This is a genomic window from Microbulbifer maximicatervae (SeqCode), assembly GCF_052468295.1.
In genome coordinates, this window is the sequence record NZ_CP174340.1 from 1,744,431 (window position 1) to 1,762,102 (window position 17,672).

The following is a 17,672-nucleotide window of genomic DNA, read 5'->3' on the forward strand; positions in this document are numbered from 1 at the left end:
TTTATGCATTGATTCTATATGCTCAAAAACTGTACGTAAATTGTGCTTTTGAGGCTTCTGGCTAGCAAATCCTTGGCAACTGCTCCCCAGGTAAACGCTGCAATAACCGATCACACCCCAAATTGTTTTTTAAAATAACCTGGGAGCTACCTCCTCCCCCAACAGTACCAATAACCGCAAAGCTGCTATCTGCGGTTGCTTTTCGAAGAATGGAAAGTGCCAGCTTAACACCTGTTTCGGGGACAAAAGCCACAAAACGCCCCTCATTTGCTACATAGAGTGGGTCTAGCCCCAGTAACTCACAAGCGCCCTGCACGGCATCACAAACAGGTATCTTGCTCTCCTCCAAGACAAAGGTCAGCCCGCAGTTTTCCGCTAGCTCCACCAATGCGGTGGCTAGCCCACCTCGTGTGAGATCTCGCAGACAATGAACTTCAATTCCGGCATTGATCATTTGTGCAACTACACCATTCAGTGGTGCACAGTCGCTGAGGAGATCACTTTCAAACTCGAGTCCCTCTCGGATGGCCATCACCGCTATGCCATGGCGGCCGAGATCGCCGGACAGGATAATAGAGTCACCTTGGCAAATACGGTTGGGATCAATGGGTTGTTCTCTTATCAGGGTACCGATGCCACTGGTATTGATATAGAGCCCATCCCCCTTCCCTTTCTCTACCACTTTGGTATCGCCGGTGACTAAGGTAATTCCTGAGTTCCGGGCAGCCTCAGCCATCGAGATCAGAACACGTTGGAGAGTATCCAGGGGCAACCCCTCTTCGAGAATCAAGCCGCAGCTTAAAAACTTGGGTTCCGCGCCGGCCATGGCTAAATCGTTGACGGTGCCATAAACGGCGAGCTCACCGATGTTTCCTCCGGGAAAGAAAAGCGGTGAGATTACAAAGGAGTCGGTGGTAAATACGAGCTGATCCGGTTTCCATGGAAGTGTTGCACTGTCATGGGCCTGGGATAGCCAGGGGTTAGAGAAGACAGGTTGAATATATTGATCGATCAAGCGTTGGGTCATCTCCCCACCGCTGCCATGGCCGAGGCGTACGACCTCGTCAGCGGTTGGTGGAATTGGACACTGCAGATTCATTCGATTCCACCTGATTCTGGTAGCGATAGTAGGCCGCGCAAGCGCCTTCAGTGGAAACCATTGGCGCCCCCAGCGGTTGCTGGGGTTGGCAGGTCTTAGCGAAGTGAGGGCAATCCCCAGGCTTCTTTAGGCCCAGCATAATATCCCCACTGATACAGCCCCTGTTTTCAGAAATGCTCAATGTTGGCAGATTGAATGTTTGTTCTGCATTAAATCCTGAGTAATCATCGCTCAATACCAGACCGCTAGCGGGAATTTCACCTATGCCGCGCCACTGTTGTGTTGCTACTTTAAAAACCTGTTTAATCAAGTCCTGGGCAACGGTATTACCTGTTTTAGTAACCGCGCGCTGATATTGGTTTTCTACTTCACTGCGACCACTTTCTAATTGACGGACACACCGGAGTACGCCTTCAAGAATATCCAGGGGTTCAAAGCCTGTAATCACTATTGGAATCTGGTGCTTTTTCACCAAGCTGCGGTACTGACGATATCCGGTTATTGCACAGACGTGACCTGCAGCTAGGAAACCTTGAATCCGGCAGTCTTCACGGGCACATATCGATTGAATCGCCGGTGTAACCAAAAACTGGGATATCAATGCGTAAAAGTTGTCGATTTGCTTTTGCTTGGCGAGGGACAGCGCCAGGGCATTGGCGGTAGCAGTCGTTTCAAAACCCACCGCAAAGAATACGACCTGCTTGGTGGGGTTCTGCTCTGCCACATTGAGCGCTTGCAGCGGCGAGTAAACAATACGGACATCGCCTCCGGCAGCTTTGACCTCTAGTAAATCTCGATCTGAACCGGGGACTCGCAACATGTCGCCAAAGGAGCAGAAGATAACATTGGGCATTGCAGCAATCGCAATAGCTCTATCGATGATTTCCTGAGGTGTGACACAAACCGGGCAACCGGGTCCGTGTACTAATTGAATCTCCTCGGGCAGTAATTGCTGCAAGTTATATTTTGCGATGGCATGGGTTTGCCCTCCACAGATCTCCATTAGAGTCCATGGGCGAGTGGTGACTTTCTGAATCTCTGCCGCAATTAGCTTGATGCTCTCGCCGTTGCGGTATTCCTTGAGGTATTTCATTACAGGCTGACTCAACCCAATGTTTTGAGGTACTCGAAAACCTTATTTGCTTCTTTTGCTCTCAACTTGCTGATCGCGACTCCAGCATGAACGATCACGTAGTCTCCTACTTCAGCCTCGGGTACCAGTGATAAATTTACAGCTTTACTGATACCGCCGAAGGAAACTTTTCCAGTGCGCTCCATGGCTGATTCTTGCTCTATTAATTCGATTCTTCCGGGAACTCCCAGGCACACTAGGAACTCTCCTCTCCCAATGATTGCCCAGCAGCATCCATACATTGTGCGTAGTGGATCTGGCCCAGCGATATTCCGCCATCATTTGGGGGGACCTCGCTATGGCTGTGAACGGAAAAGCCCTGACTTTCCAGAAGCGCAGTGACGGTTTCGGTAAGCCGCTTGTTCTGGAATACACCGCCGGACAGAAAGATATTCTTTTCACCTTGTTGCATTGCTACTGCCAGCGCCATCTGCGCGAGTGTGTTGTGAAATGCAGCGGCTCTTTGTGGCAGTGATCGGTTTTCATCGTAGATCAAAGCACTAATACAGGGTGTCCAATCCAGTTCCAGCAGGTCCCCTTTTTGAACAAGGCTAAAGGGGTAGCTGTCTTTAGAGCTGACGCCACGGGCACACTGTTCTAGAGCCATGGCTGCCTGCCCTTCAAAGCTGGTATGCGTAGTCAGTCCCAGGAGTGCGGATGCCGCATCGAAAAGGCGGCCGACAGAGCTACACGGTGGACTGTTAATCTCACCTTTTAGCATGGTGACCAGGTTTTGACGCTCGCCACGGGTGAAGCAGCGCTTTAATTGTCGATTTTCCAGGGCGACAAACCCGGAGATTTCATACAGAAGTCCAGCCGCAGAGCGCCTGGGCTCCCGTACGGCCTTTTCACCGCCTGGCAGCGGGAATGTGCGAAAACTTGCGATGTGTTTGACAGGAGATTGTCCATTCCAGTGAAAGAATTCTCCACCGCGAACAATGCCACTGCGGTCGTAACCAGTTCCATCCCAGCAGATTCCCAGTGCAGGCCCTGAGTGAGCGTGTTCTGCCATGCAGGAGAATAGATGGGCAATATGGTGCTGAACGCCAATACGCACAGCTCTTTGCTTCATAGCCCAGCGGTGAGAGGTATAGCCTGGATGGAGGTCGTGGATTAATTTTTTCGGGCGGCACTGCTGTAGTTTGGTGAGGTCTCCAATAGTTTGGTTGAAGTGCTTCAGGGTATTGGCACTTCCTAAGTCGCCAATATGTTGGCTGGGATATGCCCACCCGGCGTGAGACAGTGCAACTGTGTTTTTCAGGTCCGCGCCCAGGGCCAGAAAGCTCTCTCGTTCACTTTCGCCCTTTTGGCCTGGGCTAGGCAAGGTAATGGGAAGTGGCGCGTAGCCCCGGGCTCGACGCAACATCAGCGGACGGTTATTGACCACCCTGAGTACAGAGTCATCCAGCGGGCGCAAAATTCGACGATTGTGAACCAGAAAGTAGTCAGCGATTTTACCCAGGCGCTCAAACGCCTCATCATTTTCTGTACAGATAGGCTCTTCCGCAAGGTTGCCACTAGTAGCGACAAGGGGGGCTCGATACTTACGCGCAAGCAAGTGATGTAAGGGTGATGCAGGTAACATCACCCCCAAGTCGGCAAGATTTGGAGCGACCAGCGGATGTATCCTGGAGTGACTGTCATCCTTCGCTTCCAATAGAACAATCGGTCTTTCTCGGGTTGATAGTAGCTGCGCCTCTTGCTCCGAGACGCAGCAATCCTGGCAGACACTTTTCAGCTCGTCATATAGAAGCGCGAATGGCTTATGCGGACGTTGTTTGCGCTGGCGCAAGTTGGCGAGCGCCTTACCATTGGAGGCGTCGGCTAACAGTTGAAAGCCGCCTACCCCTTTAAGGGCAATAATTTTCCCCTGGGCAAGGGCATCAAGGGCTTTGGATAGTGCCCGACTCTTCTTCGCAATTGTAACGCCGGCAGTATTACAGAAAAGTAATTGAGGACCGCACTGTGGGCAGGCATTGGGTTCCGCGTGAAAGCGTCGATTGAGGGGGTCCCGGTACTCCCCCGAGCATTTTCCGCACAAAGGGAAGTGGTGCATGGAGGTGTTGACACGATCGTAGGGCAGTTTGTAAATGATGCTGTAGCGGGGGCCGCAAAGAGTACAGCTGATAAACGGGTAGTCATAGCGGCGATTGTTGGGGTCTGACAATTCCCTGAGGCAATCATCACAGGGAGCCAGGTCTGGTAAAACGATGGTTGAACTACTGGCATCACGGACACTGGGTAAGATTCGAAAACCGTATTCTGCTTGAAGAGCCACCGGGTAGGATTCAATGTGAGTGATGCGACTGTAGGGTGGCTTCTCTGAAGATAACTTATCGATAAACTTTTCGATTTCCCGGCTTTTGCCCTGGACTTCAATTCTCAGGCCGCCGCTATAGTTGGCCACCCAGCCTTTCAATTGAAAGCTATCGGCCAGGCGATAGATAAAGGGCCGGAATCCTACTCCCTGCACCAATCCGGCGATTTCAATCCGGCGGCGTTCAGTGGCCATCAGTCTCCTCAAACTTTAAGCTCTCCAGGATTACATCCTGGGCTTCCTTGTGATTAATATCCTTAAGCTCATCAATTTCCAGCTTAATCCCCTCGAGAGAAGTCCCGAGTATCTCCCTGTCAAAATGCTCCCTCAGATGCGCTGCAGACATATGCGCCAGGGCACCCAAGCGTAAGCGAACGCCGATCGGCCTGCCGGGTTCATCAGAGGCCAGTTCCTGGATTTTATCGATCAGGTTTTTGATGAGATTCTGTTCGTGCATAGTGGTCTCCGCTGTATAGCGTTAGGTGCGCGATAATCATTTGCTCTGCTCGATGGGCTGCACTGGCAACTTTGGGCGATAACCCCTGTCCTTTTGCCAGACTTTCTGAGTTGATCGCAAAAACATCCAGATGTGCCGGCAGAGAATCAATATGCTTTCCCATGGTCAGCGCTTCGGTCAGCCCAAATCCATGGCTTGATGTATTGCACATCGAAGGAGCAAGAGCACTTTCAAGCCCATCAATGGCGACGACCTCCCCGATAGGGTGCTGATCGCTTACCATGGCATCTACAAGGCAAACCCATCGACCTTTCCATTGCGCGAGCAAATGTAAAATATCGCCGCCGCTTTCGAGGTATTCCACCGCCCCTCCAAGTTTTTGGCGAAGTCGAGCGATGATATGTGGCCCTACTCCATCATCACCGCGCAGGGGGTTGCCCAGGCTTACCAGTAACCATGGATTGCTTACTTTGCGCTTGCCCATAATTCAAATGTAGCTGTAGGAAGTGAGTGGAGCAGGAAATGCAAGGGTCGTAATTCCTTATCGCCCGTTCACATAGCCCCTGTAATTTATCCTCAGGAAAGTGCATAAAGCTCGGCAACATTAAGCGGAGGTCATCTTCGATGGTCTTCTGGTTTTGGGAGGTGGGAGCGACAATTTTTGCTGTCGTAATCTTGCCTTTCTCATCAATATCGTAGCGATGATATAGAAGCCCACGGGGTGCTTCGGTGGCTGCACAGCCGCTTGCGGTTCTCGGCTCGGTCTTTAAATGAGGCTCGGCTGGGGGTTGGTATCTATCAATAATATGCAGGGCTTCTTCAAAGGCATGTAGTACCTCCAGGCTCCTAACGAGGATGCTTTGGAAGGGATTTAAACAGGGGGCGGTAAAGTTGATCTCCTCCGCTAATTGCAATGCTCGAGGCGACAGCTTGTCGCGATTAAGGTTGTAGCGTGCGATGGGGCCCACCAGATAGGCACCCCGCTCCCGTAAAGTACAGTGCAGCGCGGTGCTATGAGCGACGTGCTCTTCTTCAAAGTGGTTCTCATAGTCTTGGGCGCTAATATTGAGTCCCGCACTGGAGGTGATCCTGCCCTCGTTCATTGGGTATTCTGACGGGTGGGTTAGAGCGACAAATTCGTAGTGATTATCCCTTCGCCATTCGTAGCTGGGGAAAGGCAAAGCTGCGGACCAGCGCACCAGTTGCTCGGTGAGACCCCGGGCCATTTCCAGCTGCGCTACCATGGCTGTGAGTTCTCGGGCTTCCGGAACCTTGTAGAAACCCCCTACCCTCACATTAATCGGGTGTACTTCCCTCCCACCAATAAGGCGAACCAGGGCATTGCCCGCCTTTTTAATCTCCAGCGCGTTCTTAACAATCTCTGGATGATCCTTAGCCATTGCGACTGCATTGGGGTAGCCGAGGAAATCCGGCGCATGGAGCATGCTGATATGCAGCATATGGCTCTCGATCCATTCACCGCAGTAAAGCAATCGACGAAGCATACGCAAAGCGCCGCCGGGCTTTAGATTCAGGGCATTCTCCATGGCATGCACAGCACTCATCTGGTAGGCCACCGGGCAGATCCCACATATGCGTGCGGTGATATCTGGGGCTTCCAAGTAATCGCGCCCTCTGAGAAGGGCTTCGAAGAACCTTGGGGGCTCAAAAATCTTGAGCTGTACATTTTGTACGCCGCTATCGTCGTAGTCGATATGGAGCGCTCCCTCCCCTTCGACCCGAGCGAGATAATCTACCTTAATCGTTTTGCTGCGATCCGCCATAAAGCTCACCTGGGGGCAGATTTATCACCAATGTTTGGGGGGAATTAACGCTCCCCATCTTCTTGCCTATCCTCACTTTGCACTTTAAAAGAAGGTGCTAGTGGATTGAAATTCCTAAGGTTTTCAACAATTAAAGTATTTTCTACATTTAGTTTTTCATCCCACCAATGGCAAAGTGATTCGGTGTTGGGATTTTCCTTGGGACCGTAGCAAGCGTAGCAACCGCGGTTGTAACTGGGGCAAATAGCGCCACATCCCGCGTGTGTAACAGGCCCCATACAGGGGGTGCCGTGGGCAACCCAGATGCAAACATTGCCGCGCAATTTACAGTCAATACACACCGAGTGATTGGCAACCTGGGGTGCTCGCCGGTGCAGGAATGCACTGATTACTTCGAGCAGTTGATGCTTGTTGATCGGACACCCCTGCAACTCAAAGTCCACTGCTACCCTTCCTGATATTGGTGTGGACTCCTTGAGAGTGGCGATATATTCCGGGTGGGCATAGACCACATCGGTGAACTCCTGCACATCGGCAAAGTTGCGAAGTGCCTGAATCCCTCCAGCTGTTGCACAGGCGCCAATACTGATTAGAAAGCGGGACTGACGTCTGACCTCTAGGATTCTCTCTTCATCTGCTGGCGTGGTAATGGAGCCTTCGACGATAGAGATATCAAAAGGACCCTCTTTCACCTCACTGGAAGCCTCCAGGAAATAGGCGATATCTACCTGGGCTGCCAAAGAGAGAAGCTCATCCTCACAATCCAACAGGCTCAGTTGGCAGCCATCACAGGAGGTGAACTTCCAGACTGCAAGTTTGGGGGGAGGATCACTACTCGCTATAGGCTGTTGATTTGAAACCATGAGCGAATATCCCGGTAGCAAAAGACAGGGCCATCTTTACAAACAAAGTTAGGTCCCCACTGGCAGTGGCCGCAGATTCCAATGGCACACTTCATGTTGCGCTCCATGGATAGATAGATATTGGATTCATCCACACCTTTATGGAGAAGAACCTGTATGCAAAAGCGCATCATGATCTCGGGTCCACACACAAACACTAAAGCATCATTGCACTCCAAATGAGTGACACGCAGAGGGTCGGTAATCACACCAATGTGCCCGTTCCAGTCTGTGCTGGCGTGGTCCACAGATGTCACCAGTTCAAATGAGCTGCGCCAGTGACCAAGCTCTGGCTGGTAAAGCATTTGTTCGGGCCGACGAGCCCCATAGAAAACTTGTAGGCTCCTGGCCGGCAAGTGCCCCTTAAGAAAGCTGTAGATCAGGGGCCGCAAAGGCGCTAGCCCGAGTCCGCCGGCGATGATCACTAAGGGACGATTTGCCGCCAAGTGAGTTGGCCACCCCTGCCCGAATGGTCCCCGGATACCCAGTTGCGCACCAACTTCCAATTTGCAAAGCGCTTGGGTTGCAAGTCCCTGGCCTTTAATCGTATGGGTAAGTGGCTCAGCGGATGACGCACTGGGGCCGCTCAAGGAGATAGCAGCCTCCCCGGCACCAAAGGCATAAAGCATATTGAATTGCCCGGGCTGAATGGGTGATGGTGTCCCAGCTACTTGCGTCAGGGATAGAGTGACAGTGCCCGGAAATTCTTCGCGCCGATGAGTAATACGCCATAATTCAGGGATCATAGCGAGGGATTCCCTGTGACGGATGTGGCCCGTAAAGGTCCAACAACTGTATTCGTGCTGCCTGCAGTCGTTCTGTAGCAACTTTGGTAAACCGTTTCATCAGCTCGAAACCGAGTCTCGGTTCTTTTTCACACTTATCTCGGAGGCACTGCCCGCCAAGTTTAAGGCTGCGAACTGAGGTCAGGGCCCGGGCATCGAAAGCACTCAAGTAGGGAGGATACAGCCAGGACCAGCCGAATATATCTCCACCATGCAGTGTCATAAGGCAAAGGGGTCCATAGTTGGGGACAAAGGTTTCTACGGCGACACGTCCAGATCGAATTAAGAAGAAATGGTTAGCTGGAGTGTTTTCCCTGGCAAGGTATTCTCCTTCTTTATAGTGACTATTGCTTGTACATCCGGAGAGGAATGCCAGGTCCTTGTCTGCCAACCCGGTAAAGAAAGGGTGCTCCTTGAGTAAGGTGGTGACAACTTTCATTTTTGTTCCTGGGCGCGAATATTCTGTATCTCTTCCGTGATATCGATGCCTACTGGACACCAGGTAATACAACGTCCACAGCCGACACAGCCAGAGCTGTCAAATTGGTCATACCAAGTGGCCAGTTTGTGAGTCATCCACTGCCGATAGCGGCTGCGGGTATCCGCCCTAACTGGGCCGCCAGACAAATAGCTCAACTCAGCCGTAAAGCAGGAATCCCAACGCTCCCAGCGCTGTCCTTCATTTCCGGTTAAATCTGTTGTGTCCTCAACGGTTGAGCAGAAGCACGTGGGGCAAGCCAAAGTGCAATTGGCGCAAGAGAGGCAGCGCTCCGCGACTTTATCCCAGTTTGGGTTGTCATAATTGCAATAAAGCAGTGTCTTCAGGTCAGAGCTGTCAAAGCTGCGGCGACCGTTACTCACTTGATTTTCGGCTTGCTGAACGGCAGCTTGCCCCTCTTGTTTCTCCGCTTCTGATGCGTCAACAGTGGGTAATTGCTTTAACACTCTGTCGCCTTGAGGGCTTCCGCTGCGTATGAGGAAGAAGTGGGCATCGGAGGTCAGAACTTCGGTGATTACCAGATCACTGGGCAGTTGCACCTGCGGGCCTGTGTTCATTGAGGTACAGAAACAGGTATTTGCTGCTGTTGTGCACTCCACAGCGATAGTGAACAGCTGTGCTCGACGTGCCTTATAGCTGCTGTTGGCGTAATCTCCCTGTGCGAGGACACGGTCCTGGATAGCAATGGCGTGTAGCTCGCAACTGCGAACACCGAGAAACGCTAACTTGACCGGAGGCTCTTCAATTTCCAGAATCTGAACATCTTCTCCAGAGCGGCTAGCGCTCCAGAGCTGGCGCTGGGGCAGCTGAAGAAACTGCTTCCAGGAGTGGGGGCCAACGGCGTAGCCAAAATAAGCCTTGTCATTGCGGCGCTCTACCCGGTATTGCCCCGCCTCTTGCTGATCCGTCCATCCTTGGGGCAGATCTGTGGAAGTTTCAATCTCACCATAGGTAATAGCCCCGTTATGCAGTATCGGGCCAAAGAGCTGGTAACCTTCACTGCGAATTGCCTGAATCAAACGATCCAGGTCATTCGCTGCCAGTTTAAGTATTTCCACGAATAGCCGAGAGCCGGCTCCGAAAGAGCAGTAGTTGGTGACCTACTGATTTTTAGGTCTGTACTGGCTAATTGCACTAAGACAAAAGTGCCAAAATGCTAAGAATAAAGTTTAGAGAAAAGCTATAGCTCTGAATCTTTATTGAGGTGGGGTGCATCCTTTAGGCAAAGTATTTCATAACCTTCTGATACTTATATACGACATACCATCTAAGCAAGATAATCGGCACACTGATTGCCATCATAAGCAATACACTGGCCCCAAGTTTGGTTAAATTAATGGCAATTAAAGTAAATTCAAAAATATCGATAAGGACTAGCACGGGAATAAAGAATATCCAGAGTTGTTCAAATCCTATTCTTTTAGCAAAAGCTAAACCAAAAAGTACCAGGTAGAAAAGAGAGGACACGATTAAACTGATAACCAGCCACCAATAAGGGATACCTTCGGCAGTATCAGTAAAAACTGTGTACTGCGAACATAACTCCAATGGACACAGGATAAAAAATACAATTTTCCAACCTAAACTAGAGGCATATTTAGGAGGACCATTATCGAGTTCACTCTCAGGTGCTTGATAGGGATTTTGCACACTCTGCCCTTTTGTTGCTTTCAAAATTTATGAGCTACTGACCAGTTCCATCCTATGAGCTTGTCAACTACCAAGCAATTCTTTACAACTACGCAGGACCTGAACCGAATAATCGATTGGCGAAATAATGAACGTTTGCCATTGAGCTTTTGCTATTTAGACGTATTGAATTGACATTGAGCTTGCCAGTTGATAACACTGCAAAGTGGCAGGTTGAATTGTCACATTTATGCGATGAGCTGCCTCACATTATCGGCAAACAGTTGTACCAAGTGTTGACTTTAAAATCGCAGGCAATATCCTCGCCTTTCAAATTTTGATAGTCATAGAGTATAACTAATAAGCAATGTCCACCTCAAATTAGCTCAGGGAATGGCGAGAAGTAACTTTCGGATTGGCAATTAGTGCCTGTTCGAATTAGTGGTAAATAATAGGGAAGTTTTAAGATGCAGAATATGTATCAGGCACCAGATAGCCTCCAGACAGACGCCATTCCACATTACAAGCCCAGTGTTGGCTGGAAGATACTTTTTTTTATTCTTGTGCCACTAGAACTTCACGCCCAATATAGTGGATTTTTCATTGACGAGTGGATACACCCTATTTGGTGGATGATTTTTAGCCTTTTGGTATATTTTGTTTTCTTTATTGCCTTATTTGGGCTGGCCTTTTCAAAAAGAATTGCTTTTCCAAGCGTGTGGCGTTTCTATTTACCCATTCTGATTTTCACAGATGCATATGAATTATTCTCCGCCATAGGGGATTTTAATATGTCAGTATTAAAAAATCAGATCATCATCATGATTGTGCTTTCAATAATATTTTTTACATGGTATATCGTTTACAAATATCAAAAAGTGCTACGATATTTCAATTAATCATTGGGCTATTCCTATTCATTTTATGATTTCTATTGAAAGGTATTGCCAACATTACCTGTGCCAGTTTGCGTGGTTAATGCGATTTCACCACTGCCAACCTGAGAGGTTGTTTGAATATTGGAAACGCCATTTTGCGTCACCAGAATGCTGCTACTAATACCGCTGTGTTGATTAATCTGGGATGAATTAGAATCACCAAACTGATTTAGTATCAATGAACTAGTGAGCAAAGACCCGTCCTGCCCCTGATCTATTTGTGCTGTATTGGTTGAGCCATCTTGGATTACTAGAGTGGTACAGGAAATAAGTTCAATAGCGGCAATATTTTCGTTCCCTTGATCAAGATTTACCGTATTAGAAGAGCCTGTTTGCATTACCTCACCGCTGCTTGAGGTAATATTCTCCTGATCCACATTTGCAATGTTGTTGTCACCAATCTGGGTGACTATCCCAGTAGCAGCTGAAACATCAGTTTCCTGTTCTATTCTTCCGGTATTCGAATCACCTATCTGCGTTATTATTGCAGTGCTCGTCGTCGTGACTTCATCCTGCTCGATATCTAAAAAGTTGGAAGAGCCAGTCTGGCTGGCCATAGCAAAGGTAAAGGTTACATCTCTATCCTGATCTATATTGGCGAAGTTGGAGTCACCAACTTGGGTGAACATGGCACTAGTGCTATCCACCCTTATACGCTGATCTAAAACCAATGTGTTAGACATTCCTTGTTGAGATGCAACAAGTGTGGTGGAAGTAACATCTTCCTGTTGCAGGACTTGGATGTCGTTTAAGTCTCCAGACTGAGAGCCAGTGAAGGAGCTGAGTTGAGCATCGTCTTGCAGCAAGGTCGCTGTATTATCACTGCCATTCTGGGTCAGGGAAGACGTAGTAAGCTGCGTTGCATTCTGTTGCACTGCTGAGGCCTGATTCAAATTTCCCGTCTGCACTAGTTCAATAGTGCTTTCAGAAGCGCCCGTAGTTTGGGATGCATCCGAGTCATTGAAATCGCCGATTTGGGTCTGAACAATCAAGTTGTTATGCACAGTACCATCGGACTGATCAGAAGTTGCACTGTTGCCAGTACCTTCCTGGAATACCAGGGTGACATTATTATCAGCTAGAGCAGATACGCTGGCGGCAAATAGCGCGGCTGCAGTCACAGAATTTGTCACTTTCATAGAGGTAATCCCTTATTGGTTAAATCTTATGGGGCGACCGCTTATAAGCCTCGACTGCAAGCCTGGATGAGCATCAAGGGAGTTGCCATAGGAAAAAATGGCTGAAAAAATTAAGAATAAAGCCTTAGTCTATTATTCGCTTACTCTATCTTACTACCCTGACTCAGTACTAAAACCGTTCTCCACCATCGAGAGTTTTTTAGGATGGTTAGAAGCGGCTGTCTACAGCGTCCGCTAACATAGATAGTAATTTCTCTGTATCGGACCACCCGAGACATGGATCGGTAACTGATTGGCCATACGTTAAACTCTTCTTATCTTCCAATTTTTGTTCCCCTCCAACCAGAAAGCTCTCAGCCATAACCCCGGCAATGTAGTTGGAGCCTTCATGTATTTGCCGACAAATATCCTTGGCAACATCTAATTGCTTGTGATGAATCTTACGGCTATTACCATGACTGAAATCGACAACCAAACGCTCAGGTAAGGAGTGCTCAGTTAAGTTTTTACAAACATTGGAAATATCAGAGGAATAGAAATTTGGTGATTTCCCTCCTCGCATTACAACATGGCCGTGTGGATTTCCAGCAGAACTAAAGATAACTAGGTTTCCTTTTCTATCTGGCACAGGAAAAGAATGTTGATTTTGTGCAGCTCGTATCGCATCAATCGCAATATGCGTATTTCCGTCGGTGCTATTTTTAAATCCTATTGGGAATGGAAACGCGGACGCCATCTCTCTGTGTGTCTGGCTCTCTGTAGTGCGCGCTCCGATAACTCCCCAGCTTATAAAATCTGAGATGTACTGACTTATGACTACATTTAGAAACTCGGTTCCAGTTGGCAATCCCATTTGGTTAATAGACAGCAAAAGCTTACGTGCGAGTTCAAGTCCAACATTTTTTTTCCACTGCCATCTAATTCCGGGTCAAATATCAAGCCCTTCCAGCCTACAACGGAGCGTGGTTTTTGGAAATATGCACGCATGACAATTTCCAAGCGATCCGTGTATAAATGTCTTTTTTCGTTGAGGCGTGAAGCATATTCCATCGCAGCGTCAGGGTCGTGGATCGAACATAGGCCCACAATAACCAATAAACGATGATCCTCCCCAAGAAGTATTTTCTCAATAACTCTACGGGTCGAATCTACAAACTTAGAGATATCTTCCGATATGGGGTATTTCTTCTTAAGTTCTTGTATGGTCAGCAAATTGATTGGTTCTACGTTAGGGGACTGATTCATGCCTTCCTCCTCAGAGGATCTGGATACTCTTAGCCTTTAGTAGTAGGGTTATCAAGATGATTCTACATAGTTGAAGGGAACTAAAACATCGTTTAAACCAAATTCAAGTAACACACTCAATTAGACAATAAAGAAGTAAAAATGTTACGCAATCTGATAAGGATCTTGTCTCAGTATATAAATAGTAATCAATATAACCGGGCAGATTAAATAGGTCGGTTTCGTTTAACTGCTGATCTCAAATTATAATTTCAACCAAGAAAGGGGTTAACTCTGAAGCTGTAGAGGTACAGATGGCAATACCCACAATTAGGAATTATGACCTTGACTCAACTACCTTATCAGTAGCTAACAATGTTCCATGGGAGATCGATGCTTCTCGAGTGTTGCTTCTTGTGCATGACATGCAAGACTATTTTCTCACCCCTATTCCACATTCTATGCGAGAAAAACTTGTAAGAAATTGCAGTGCACTAATTTCCTGGTCTAGGGAAAATTCTGTGCCAGTAGTTTACACAGGTCAAAAGGGAGATATGACTCCTGAAGAGCGGGGGCTGCTGTTCGATTTTTGGGGACATGGTATGAGTGCGGCCCCCTCACATACTAAAATCGCCTCCCCTTTGACTCCTCATCCTGAAGATGACGTTTTAGATAAGTGGCGCTATAGCGCCTTCTTTTCCTCTAGACTTGGCGATATTTTTTAGAGAAAAAACGGGATCAAATAATTATTTGTGGAGTTTACGCCAAAATAGGAATTCTAACTACTGCACTGGATGCTTACTCGCGAGATATTGAAGTATTCTTGGTGCAAAATGCCATTGCAGACTTTTCCTTTGCTGAACACAAACAAATGCTTAGATATGCCTCCAAATGTTGTGCATACGTACTGCCAGCGGACAAAGTAGTAATATGAATATCGATTCATCTCTAGCGACGTTACTCCGGCATGGCTCAGAAAAAGAGTCATTTGCCCTGCTATTTAGGCCGGAGAAAGCACCGGATATCGATGTCCTTGAGGGCGAAGAAGTCCACCTTCATAACTTAAATGATCTAACAAAAATATTGAATAGAGGTAATGAGTCTAAATCTGAAAAAACTTTACTCATAGCCCCTTATCGGCAGATCATCGAGCGAGATTACTGTGCCATTGATGACCATAAACCTCTCATTGCCTTCAAGATTACACAGCACAGGAAAGTATCCTATTACAGTGCTCTCGATTACTTACCTGATACGCCGGGAAAATTTAGTAAAACAGAGTTCTTTCCACCTGACGATCAATACGCTCAAATCGTAAAGCAAATCATAGAAGAAGAAATAGGCGGTGGCCAAGGTGCTAACTTCGTTATTCGGCGGGAGTTTAAAGCACTATTTTCCAATTACTCATGTGAATCAGGGCTGACAATATTCAAGCACCTATTGCAGCAAGAAAAAGGGGCTTACTGGATATTCTTCATTAAGTGCCAAGATATCACGCTCATCGGCGCTTCACCAGAAAGGCATATAACCCTGGACCGGTACCGAGTAACCATGACACCGATTAGCGGAACCTATCGCTTTCCGCCTTCTGGACCAACTCGTGAGGGACGGATTAGCTTTCTTTCAGATAAAAAGGAGGAAGATGAACTGTCTATGGTGCTCGATGAAGAGCTAAAAATGATGACCAGAATTTGTGACACTGATGTAAAGACCCATGGGCCATTTTTGACTCCGATGTCACACTTAGCACACACAGGGTACCGCTTGGAAGGACATTCATCCCTGCCTCTAGCTGACATTTTGAAGGAGTCTATGTTTGCTCCAACAGTAACCGGTAGTCCCTTGGAAAATGCGACTCGTATTATCGCTAAATATGAAACTAAAGGGCGTGGTTACTATAGTGGTTTTGCCGCCCTGATAGGAGGCTCATCTGTAGAGCCAACTATAGATTCAACTATTCTGATTAGGACTCTAGAAGTTGACCACCAAGGCTCAATGTCTATGGGGTTAGGGGCAACGCTGCTCAGAACATCAAAACCCGAAGCTGAAACAGCGGAAACCCGTGCAAAAGCGGCAGCTCTGCAGAGTGCGATGGGTTTAAGTGGGCACATGCCACCAGTTTTTCAAGACGACCAAGTCAATGAAGCTCTGCTGAAATACAACCAACGCTTGGCCTCATTCTGGTTTGAAGACCTTTCTGAACCTGATGCAGTAAGAAATTTTAAGGCAGGTAAATATAATGCAGTGTTAATCGATAACGAAGATGCATTCACTTCAATGATGAGGTATCAGCTTTGTACTATGGGATTCAATACATGTCTATCTCACTATTCAGCCCCCTTCCAAGCGGATTCTAGCGAACTGCTTGTGATTGGCCCTGGACCTGGCGACCCACGTGATAAAACGGATAAACGAGTCATTAATAGCCGTAAACTAATTTTGGATGCTTTGGAACAAGGCCAACCATTTGTTGCTATTTGTTTTGGGCATCAAATTCTCTGTACCATGCTTGGATTTCAGATTGCCCAGTTGAAGCGCCCTAATCAGGGGGTACAGAAAACAATACCGTTTTTCGCTAAGAAGGAAACGGTAGGATTTTATAATACGTTTACAGCAGAGGCCACCGCTAACGTACTAGACAGTCATTTTGGTAAGATCGATGTAGCATTTGACCGAGATACAAGGCAAGTCTTTGGGTTAAGAGGCCCTCGCTTCTCCTCCATGCAATTTCATCCAGAATCAGTACTCACGATCGACGGCCCGAGGATACTCTATGAGTCTATTTTGCGAGTAATCAGTTAGCCTGAAGTCACAACTAAACGGGTCAATCAGACTCGATTAAGGAGGACGAAGAAACTTATGCACAATTATGCCATTGTTAATGCATTTAGTGATCAGCCGTTAGCGGGAAACCCTGTCGCAGTATTCTTTAGCTGTGACGATCTTGATAGTAGTATCATGCAGCGAATTGCTGCTGAGATGCGACTATCTGAATCCACCTTTGTGCTGCGTCCAAAGCTCAGTGGCGATGCGCGTGTTCGTATCTTTACTCCTGTAAATGAACTTGGCTTTGCGGGCCATCCACTATTGGGGACCGCGCTTGCACTCTCTCACCGTTTAGGTAAATCCAGTTTACATATCGAAACCATAAAGGGAAGTTTTCCTTTTTCTGTACAGCAACTACCCCACCAACAGGATACTCAAATTGCTCATATAGATATGTGCCAGCCATCACCGGTGATTAGGCTATATCCAGGAGAAGAACACCTACTACATTCTTTGGGCTTGCTACATAGTACATTGCCTGTTGAGGAATATGATGTAGGGCCATGTCATGTATTTGTAGGCGTTGAGGATTTAGAGTCACTTTCCCTGCTCAACCCAGATCAAAGGGCTCTAGCCAAGCATAAAGATATGGCCGCCATCTGCTTTTGCCGAGAAGGGCCAGTAACATGGCGGGTGCGCATGTTTTCTCCAGCATATGGGGTGGTAGAAGACGCAGCCACGGGGTCTGCTGCAGGTCCACTTGCGTTGCACCTTGCTCGACATGGACTCATCGATTTTGGACAGATGATCGAGATTCGGCAGGGTGTTGAAATGGGTCACCCTTCAAAACTAGAAGGGATGGCACAAAAGAGCAGTGAAAAATATCAAATCTTTGCAGGTGGTAATGCTATTGAAGTCGCTCAGGGTTCCTATGTGATTTAAGTTGCTGACTTTAGAGCCCAGAGTTAACACGTAACCTCGCAAGGGAAATTTGGAGGCAT

At 47.8% G+C, this 17,672-nt stretch carries 20 protein-coding genes; 5 read left to right on the forward strand and 15 right to left on the reverse strand.

Annotated features, from left to right (window positions below):
• Positions 1-61: 61 nt before the first annotated feature.
• From hypE to ACJJIQ_RS07940, 12 genes are all read right to left on the reverse strand, one after another.
• Positions 62-1,099, reverse strand: a complete 1,038-nt coding sequence (gene hypE, locus ACJJIQ_RS07885; protein ID WP_445364237.1) for a hydrogenase expression/formation protein HypE — start codon at positions 1,097-1,099, stop codon at positions 62-64.
• Positions 1,065-2,192: a hydrogenase formation protein HypD gene (gene hypD, locus ACJJIQ_RS07890; RefSeq protein ID WP_445364238.1), complete on the reverse strand. Its 1,128-nt coding sequence runs from the start codon at positions 2,190-2,192 to the stop codon at positions 1,065-1,067. Before hypD ends, hypE begins: the two co-directional genes overlap by 35 nt.
• Before the next feature lie 11 nt (positions 2,193-2,203).
• Positions 2,204-2,377, reverse strand: coding sequence for a HypC/HybG/HupF family hydrogenase formation chaperone (locus tag ACJJIQ_RS07895; RefSeq protein ID WP_444957725.1), 174 nt, complete (start codon positions 2,375-2,377; stop codon positions 2,204-2,206).
• 50 nt (positions 2,378-2,427) lie between these two features.
• Complete coding sequence (hypF, locus tag ACJJIQ_RS07900) at positions 2,428-4,743, reverse strand: carbamoyltransferase HypF (RefSeq protein WP_444959567.1); 2,316 nt, start codon at positions 4,741-4,743, stop codon at positions 2,428-2,430.
• The gene (locus ACJJIQ_RS07905; protein WP_282932830.1) at positions 4,733-5,005 is read right to left on the reverse strand and encodes a hydrogenase/urease maturation nickel metallochaperone HypA; all 273 of its coding nucleotides are present in this window, start codon (positions 5,003-5,005) and stop codon (positions 4,733-4,735) included. The genes hypF and ACJJIQ_RS07905 overlap by 11 nt, the downstream gene beginning before the upstream one ends.
• The gene (locus tag ACJJIQ_RS07910; RefSeq protein ID WP_444897321.1) at positions 4,968-5,489 is read right to left on the reverse strand and encodes a hydrogenase maturation protease; all 522 of its coding nucleotides are present in this window, start codon (positions 5,487-5,489) and stop codon (positions 4,968-4,970) included. The genes ACJJIQ_RS07905 and ACJJIQ_RS07910 overlap by 38 nt, the downstream gene beginning before the upstream one ends.
• Positions 5,425-6,789: a Ni/Fe hydrogenase subunit alpha gene (locus ACJJIQ_RS07915; protein WP_445364239.1), complete on the reverse strand. Its 1,365-nt coding sequence runs from the start codon at positions 6,787-6,789 to the stop codon at positions 5,425-5,427. Before ACJJIQ_RS07915 ends, ACJJIQ_RS07910 begins: the two co-directional genes overlap by 65 nt.
• Positions 6,790-6,833: 44 nt before the next feature.
• Positions 6,834-7,652 carry an NADH-quinone oxidoreductase subunit B family protein gene (locus ACJJIQ_RS07920; RefSeq protein WP_445364240.1) on the reverse strand — a complete coding sequence of 273 codons (819 nt, stop codon included), beginning with the start codon at positions 7,650-7,652 and terminating at the stop codon, positions 6,834-6,836.
• The gene (locus tag ACJJIQ_RS07925) at positions 7,628-8,437 is read right to left on the reverse strand and encodes an FAD/NAD(P)-binding protein (protein ID WP_445364241.1); all 810 of its coding nucleotides are present in this window, start codon (positions 8,435-8,437) and stop codon (positions 7,628-7,630) included. The genes ACJJIQ_RS07920 and ACJJIQ_RS07925 overlap by 25 nt, the downstream gene beginning before the upstream one ends.
• Positions 8,427-8,915: a cyclic nucleotide-binding domain-containing protein gene (locus ACJJIQ_RS07930; RefSeq protein ID WP_445364242.1), complete on the reverse strand. Its 489-nt coding sequence runs from the start codon at positions 8,913-8,915 to the stop codon at positions 8,427-8,429. The genes ACJJIQ_RS07925 and ACJJIQ_RS07930 overlap by 11 nt, the downstream gene beginning before the upstream one ends.
• Complete coding sequence (locus tag ACJJIQ_RS07935) at positions 8,912-10,033, reverse strand: 4Fe-4S dicluster domain-containing protein (RefSeq protein WP_445364243.1); 1,122 nt, start codon at positions 10,031-10,033, stop codon at positions 8,912-8,914. Before ACJJIQ_RS07935 ends, ACJJIQ_RS07930 begins: the two co-directional genes overlap by 4 nt.
• 160 nt (positions 10,034-10,193) lie before the next feature.
• On the reverse strand, positions 10,194-10,649 hold the full coding sequence (locus ACJJIQ_RS07940) for a hypothetical protein (protein WP_445364244.1): 456 nt from the start codon (positions 10,647-10,649) through the stop codon (positions 10,194-10,196).
• Positions 10,650-11,071: 422 nt separating this feature from the next.
• Between ACJJIQ_RS07940 and ACJJIQ_RS07945 the strand changes: the two genes are divergently transcribed.
• The gene (locus tag ACJJIQ_RS07945; protein WP_445364245.1) at positions 11,072-11,503 is read left to right on the forward strand and encodes a hypothetical protein; all 432 of its coding nucleotides are present in this window, start codon (positions 11,072-11,074) and stop codon (positions 11,501-11,503) included.
• A 32-nt stretch (positions 11,504-11,535) separates the two neighbouring features.
• Here ACJJIQ_RS07945 and ACJJIQ_RS07950 read toward each other — a convergent pair whose 3' ends face one another.
• The 3 genes from ACJJIQ_RS07950 to ACJJIQ_RS07960 all read right to left on the reverse strand — a co-directional run bounded on the left by ACJJIQ_RS07950 (position 11,536) and on the right by ACJJIQ_RS07960 (position 13,926).
• Positions 11,536-12,681 carry a hypothetical protein gene (locus ACJJIQ_RS07950; RefSeq protein WP_445364246.1) on the reverse strand — a complete coding sequence of 382 codons (1,146 nt, stop codon included), beginning with the start codon at positions 12,679-12,681 and terminating at the stop codon, positions 11,536-11,538.
• A 208-nt stretch (positions 12,682-12,889) separates the two neighbouring features.
• Positions 12,890-13,534: a 3-deoxy-7-phosphoheptulonate synthase gene (locus ACJJIQ_RS07955; protein WP_445364247.1), complete on the reverse strand. Its 645-nt coding sequence runs from the start codon at positions 13,532-13,534 to the stop codon at positions 12,890-12,892.
• A complete protein-coding gene (locus ACJJIQ_RS07960; RefSeq protein WP_445364248.1) occupies positions 13,504-13,926 on the reverse strand; it encodes a hypothetical protein in 423 nt (140 codons plus the stop codon). Before ACJJIQ_RS07960 ends, ACJJIQ_RS07955 begins: the two co-directional genes overlap by 31 nt.
• 293 nt (positions 13,927-14,219) lie before the next feature.
• On the opposite strand from ACJJIQ_RS07960, the gene ACJJIQ_RS07965 reads away from it, so the two are divergent.
• Genes ACJJIQ_RS07965 through ACJJIQ_RS07980 form a run of 4 tightly spaced genes read left to right on the forward strand, consistent with a single transcriptional unit; the run spans position 14,220 to position 17,613 of the window.
• The gene (locus ACJJIQ_RS07965; RefSeq protein WP_445364249.1) at positions 14,220-14,630 is read left to right on the forward strand and encodes an isochorismatase family protein; all 411 of its coding nucleotides are present in this window, start codon (positions 14,220-14,222) and stop codon (positions 14,628-14,630) included.
• A gap of 50 nt (positions 14,631-14,680) precedes the next feature.
• A complete protein-coding gene (locus ACJJIQ_RS07970) occupies positions 14,681-14,839 on the forward strand; it encodes an isochorismatase family protein (RefSeq protein WP_445364798.1) in 159 nt (52 codons plus the stop codon).
• Entirely contained in the window at positions 14,836-16,707 is a 1,872-nt protein-coding gene (locus ACJJIQ_RS07975) for an anthranilate synthase family protein (protein WP_445364250.1), read from the forward strand. Before ACJJIQ_RS07970 ends, ACJJIQ_RS07975 begins: the two co-directional genes overlap by 4 nt.
• A gap of 57 nt (positions 16,708-16,764) precedes the next feature.
• A complete protein-coding gene (locus tag ACJJIQ_RS07980; protein ID WP_445364251.1) occupies positions 16,765-17,613 on the forward strand; it encodes a PhzF family protein in 849 nt (282 codons plus the stop codon).
• Positions 17,614-17,672: the final 59 nt, after the last annotated feature.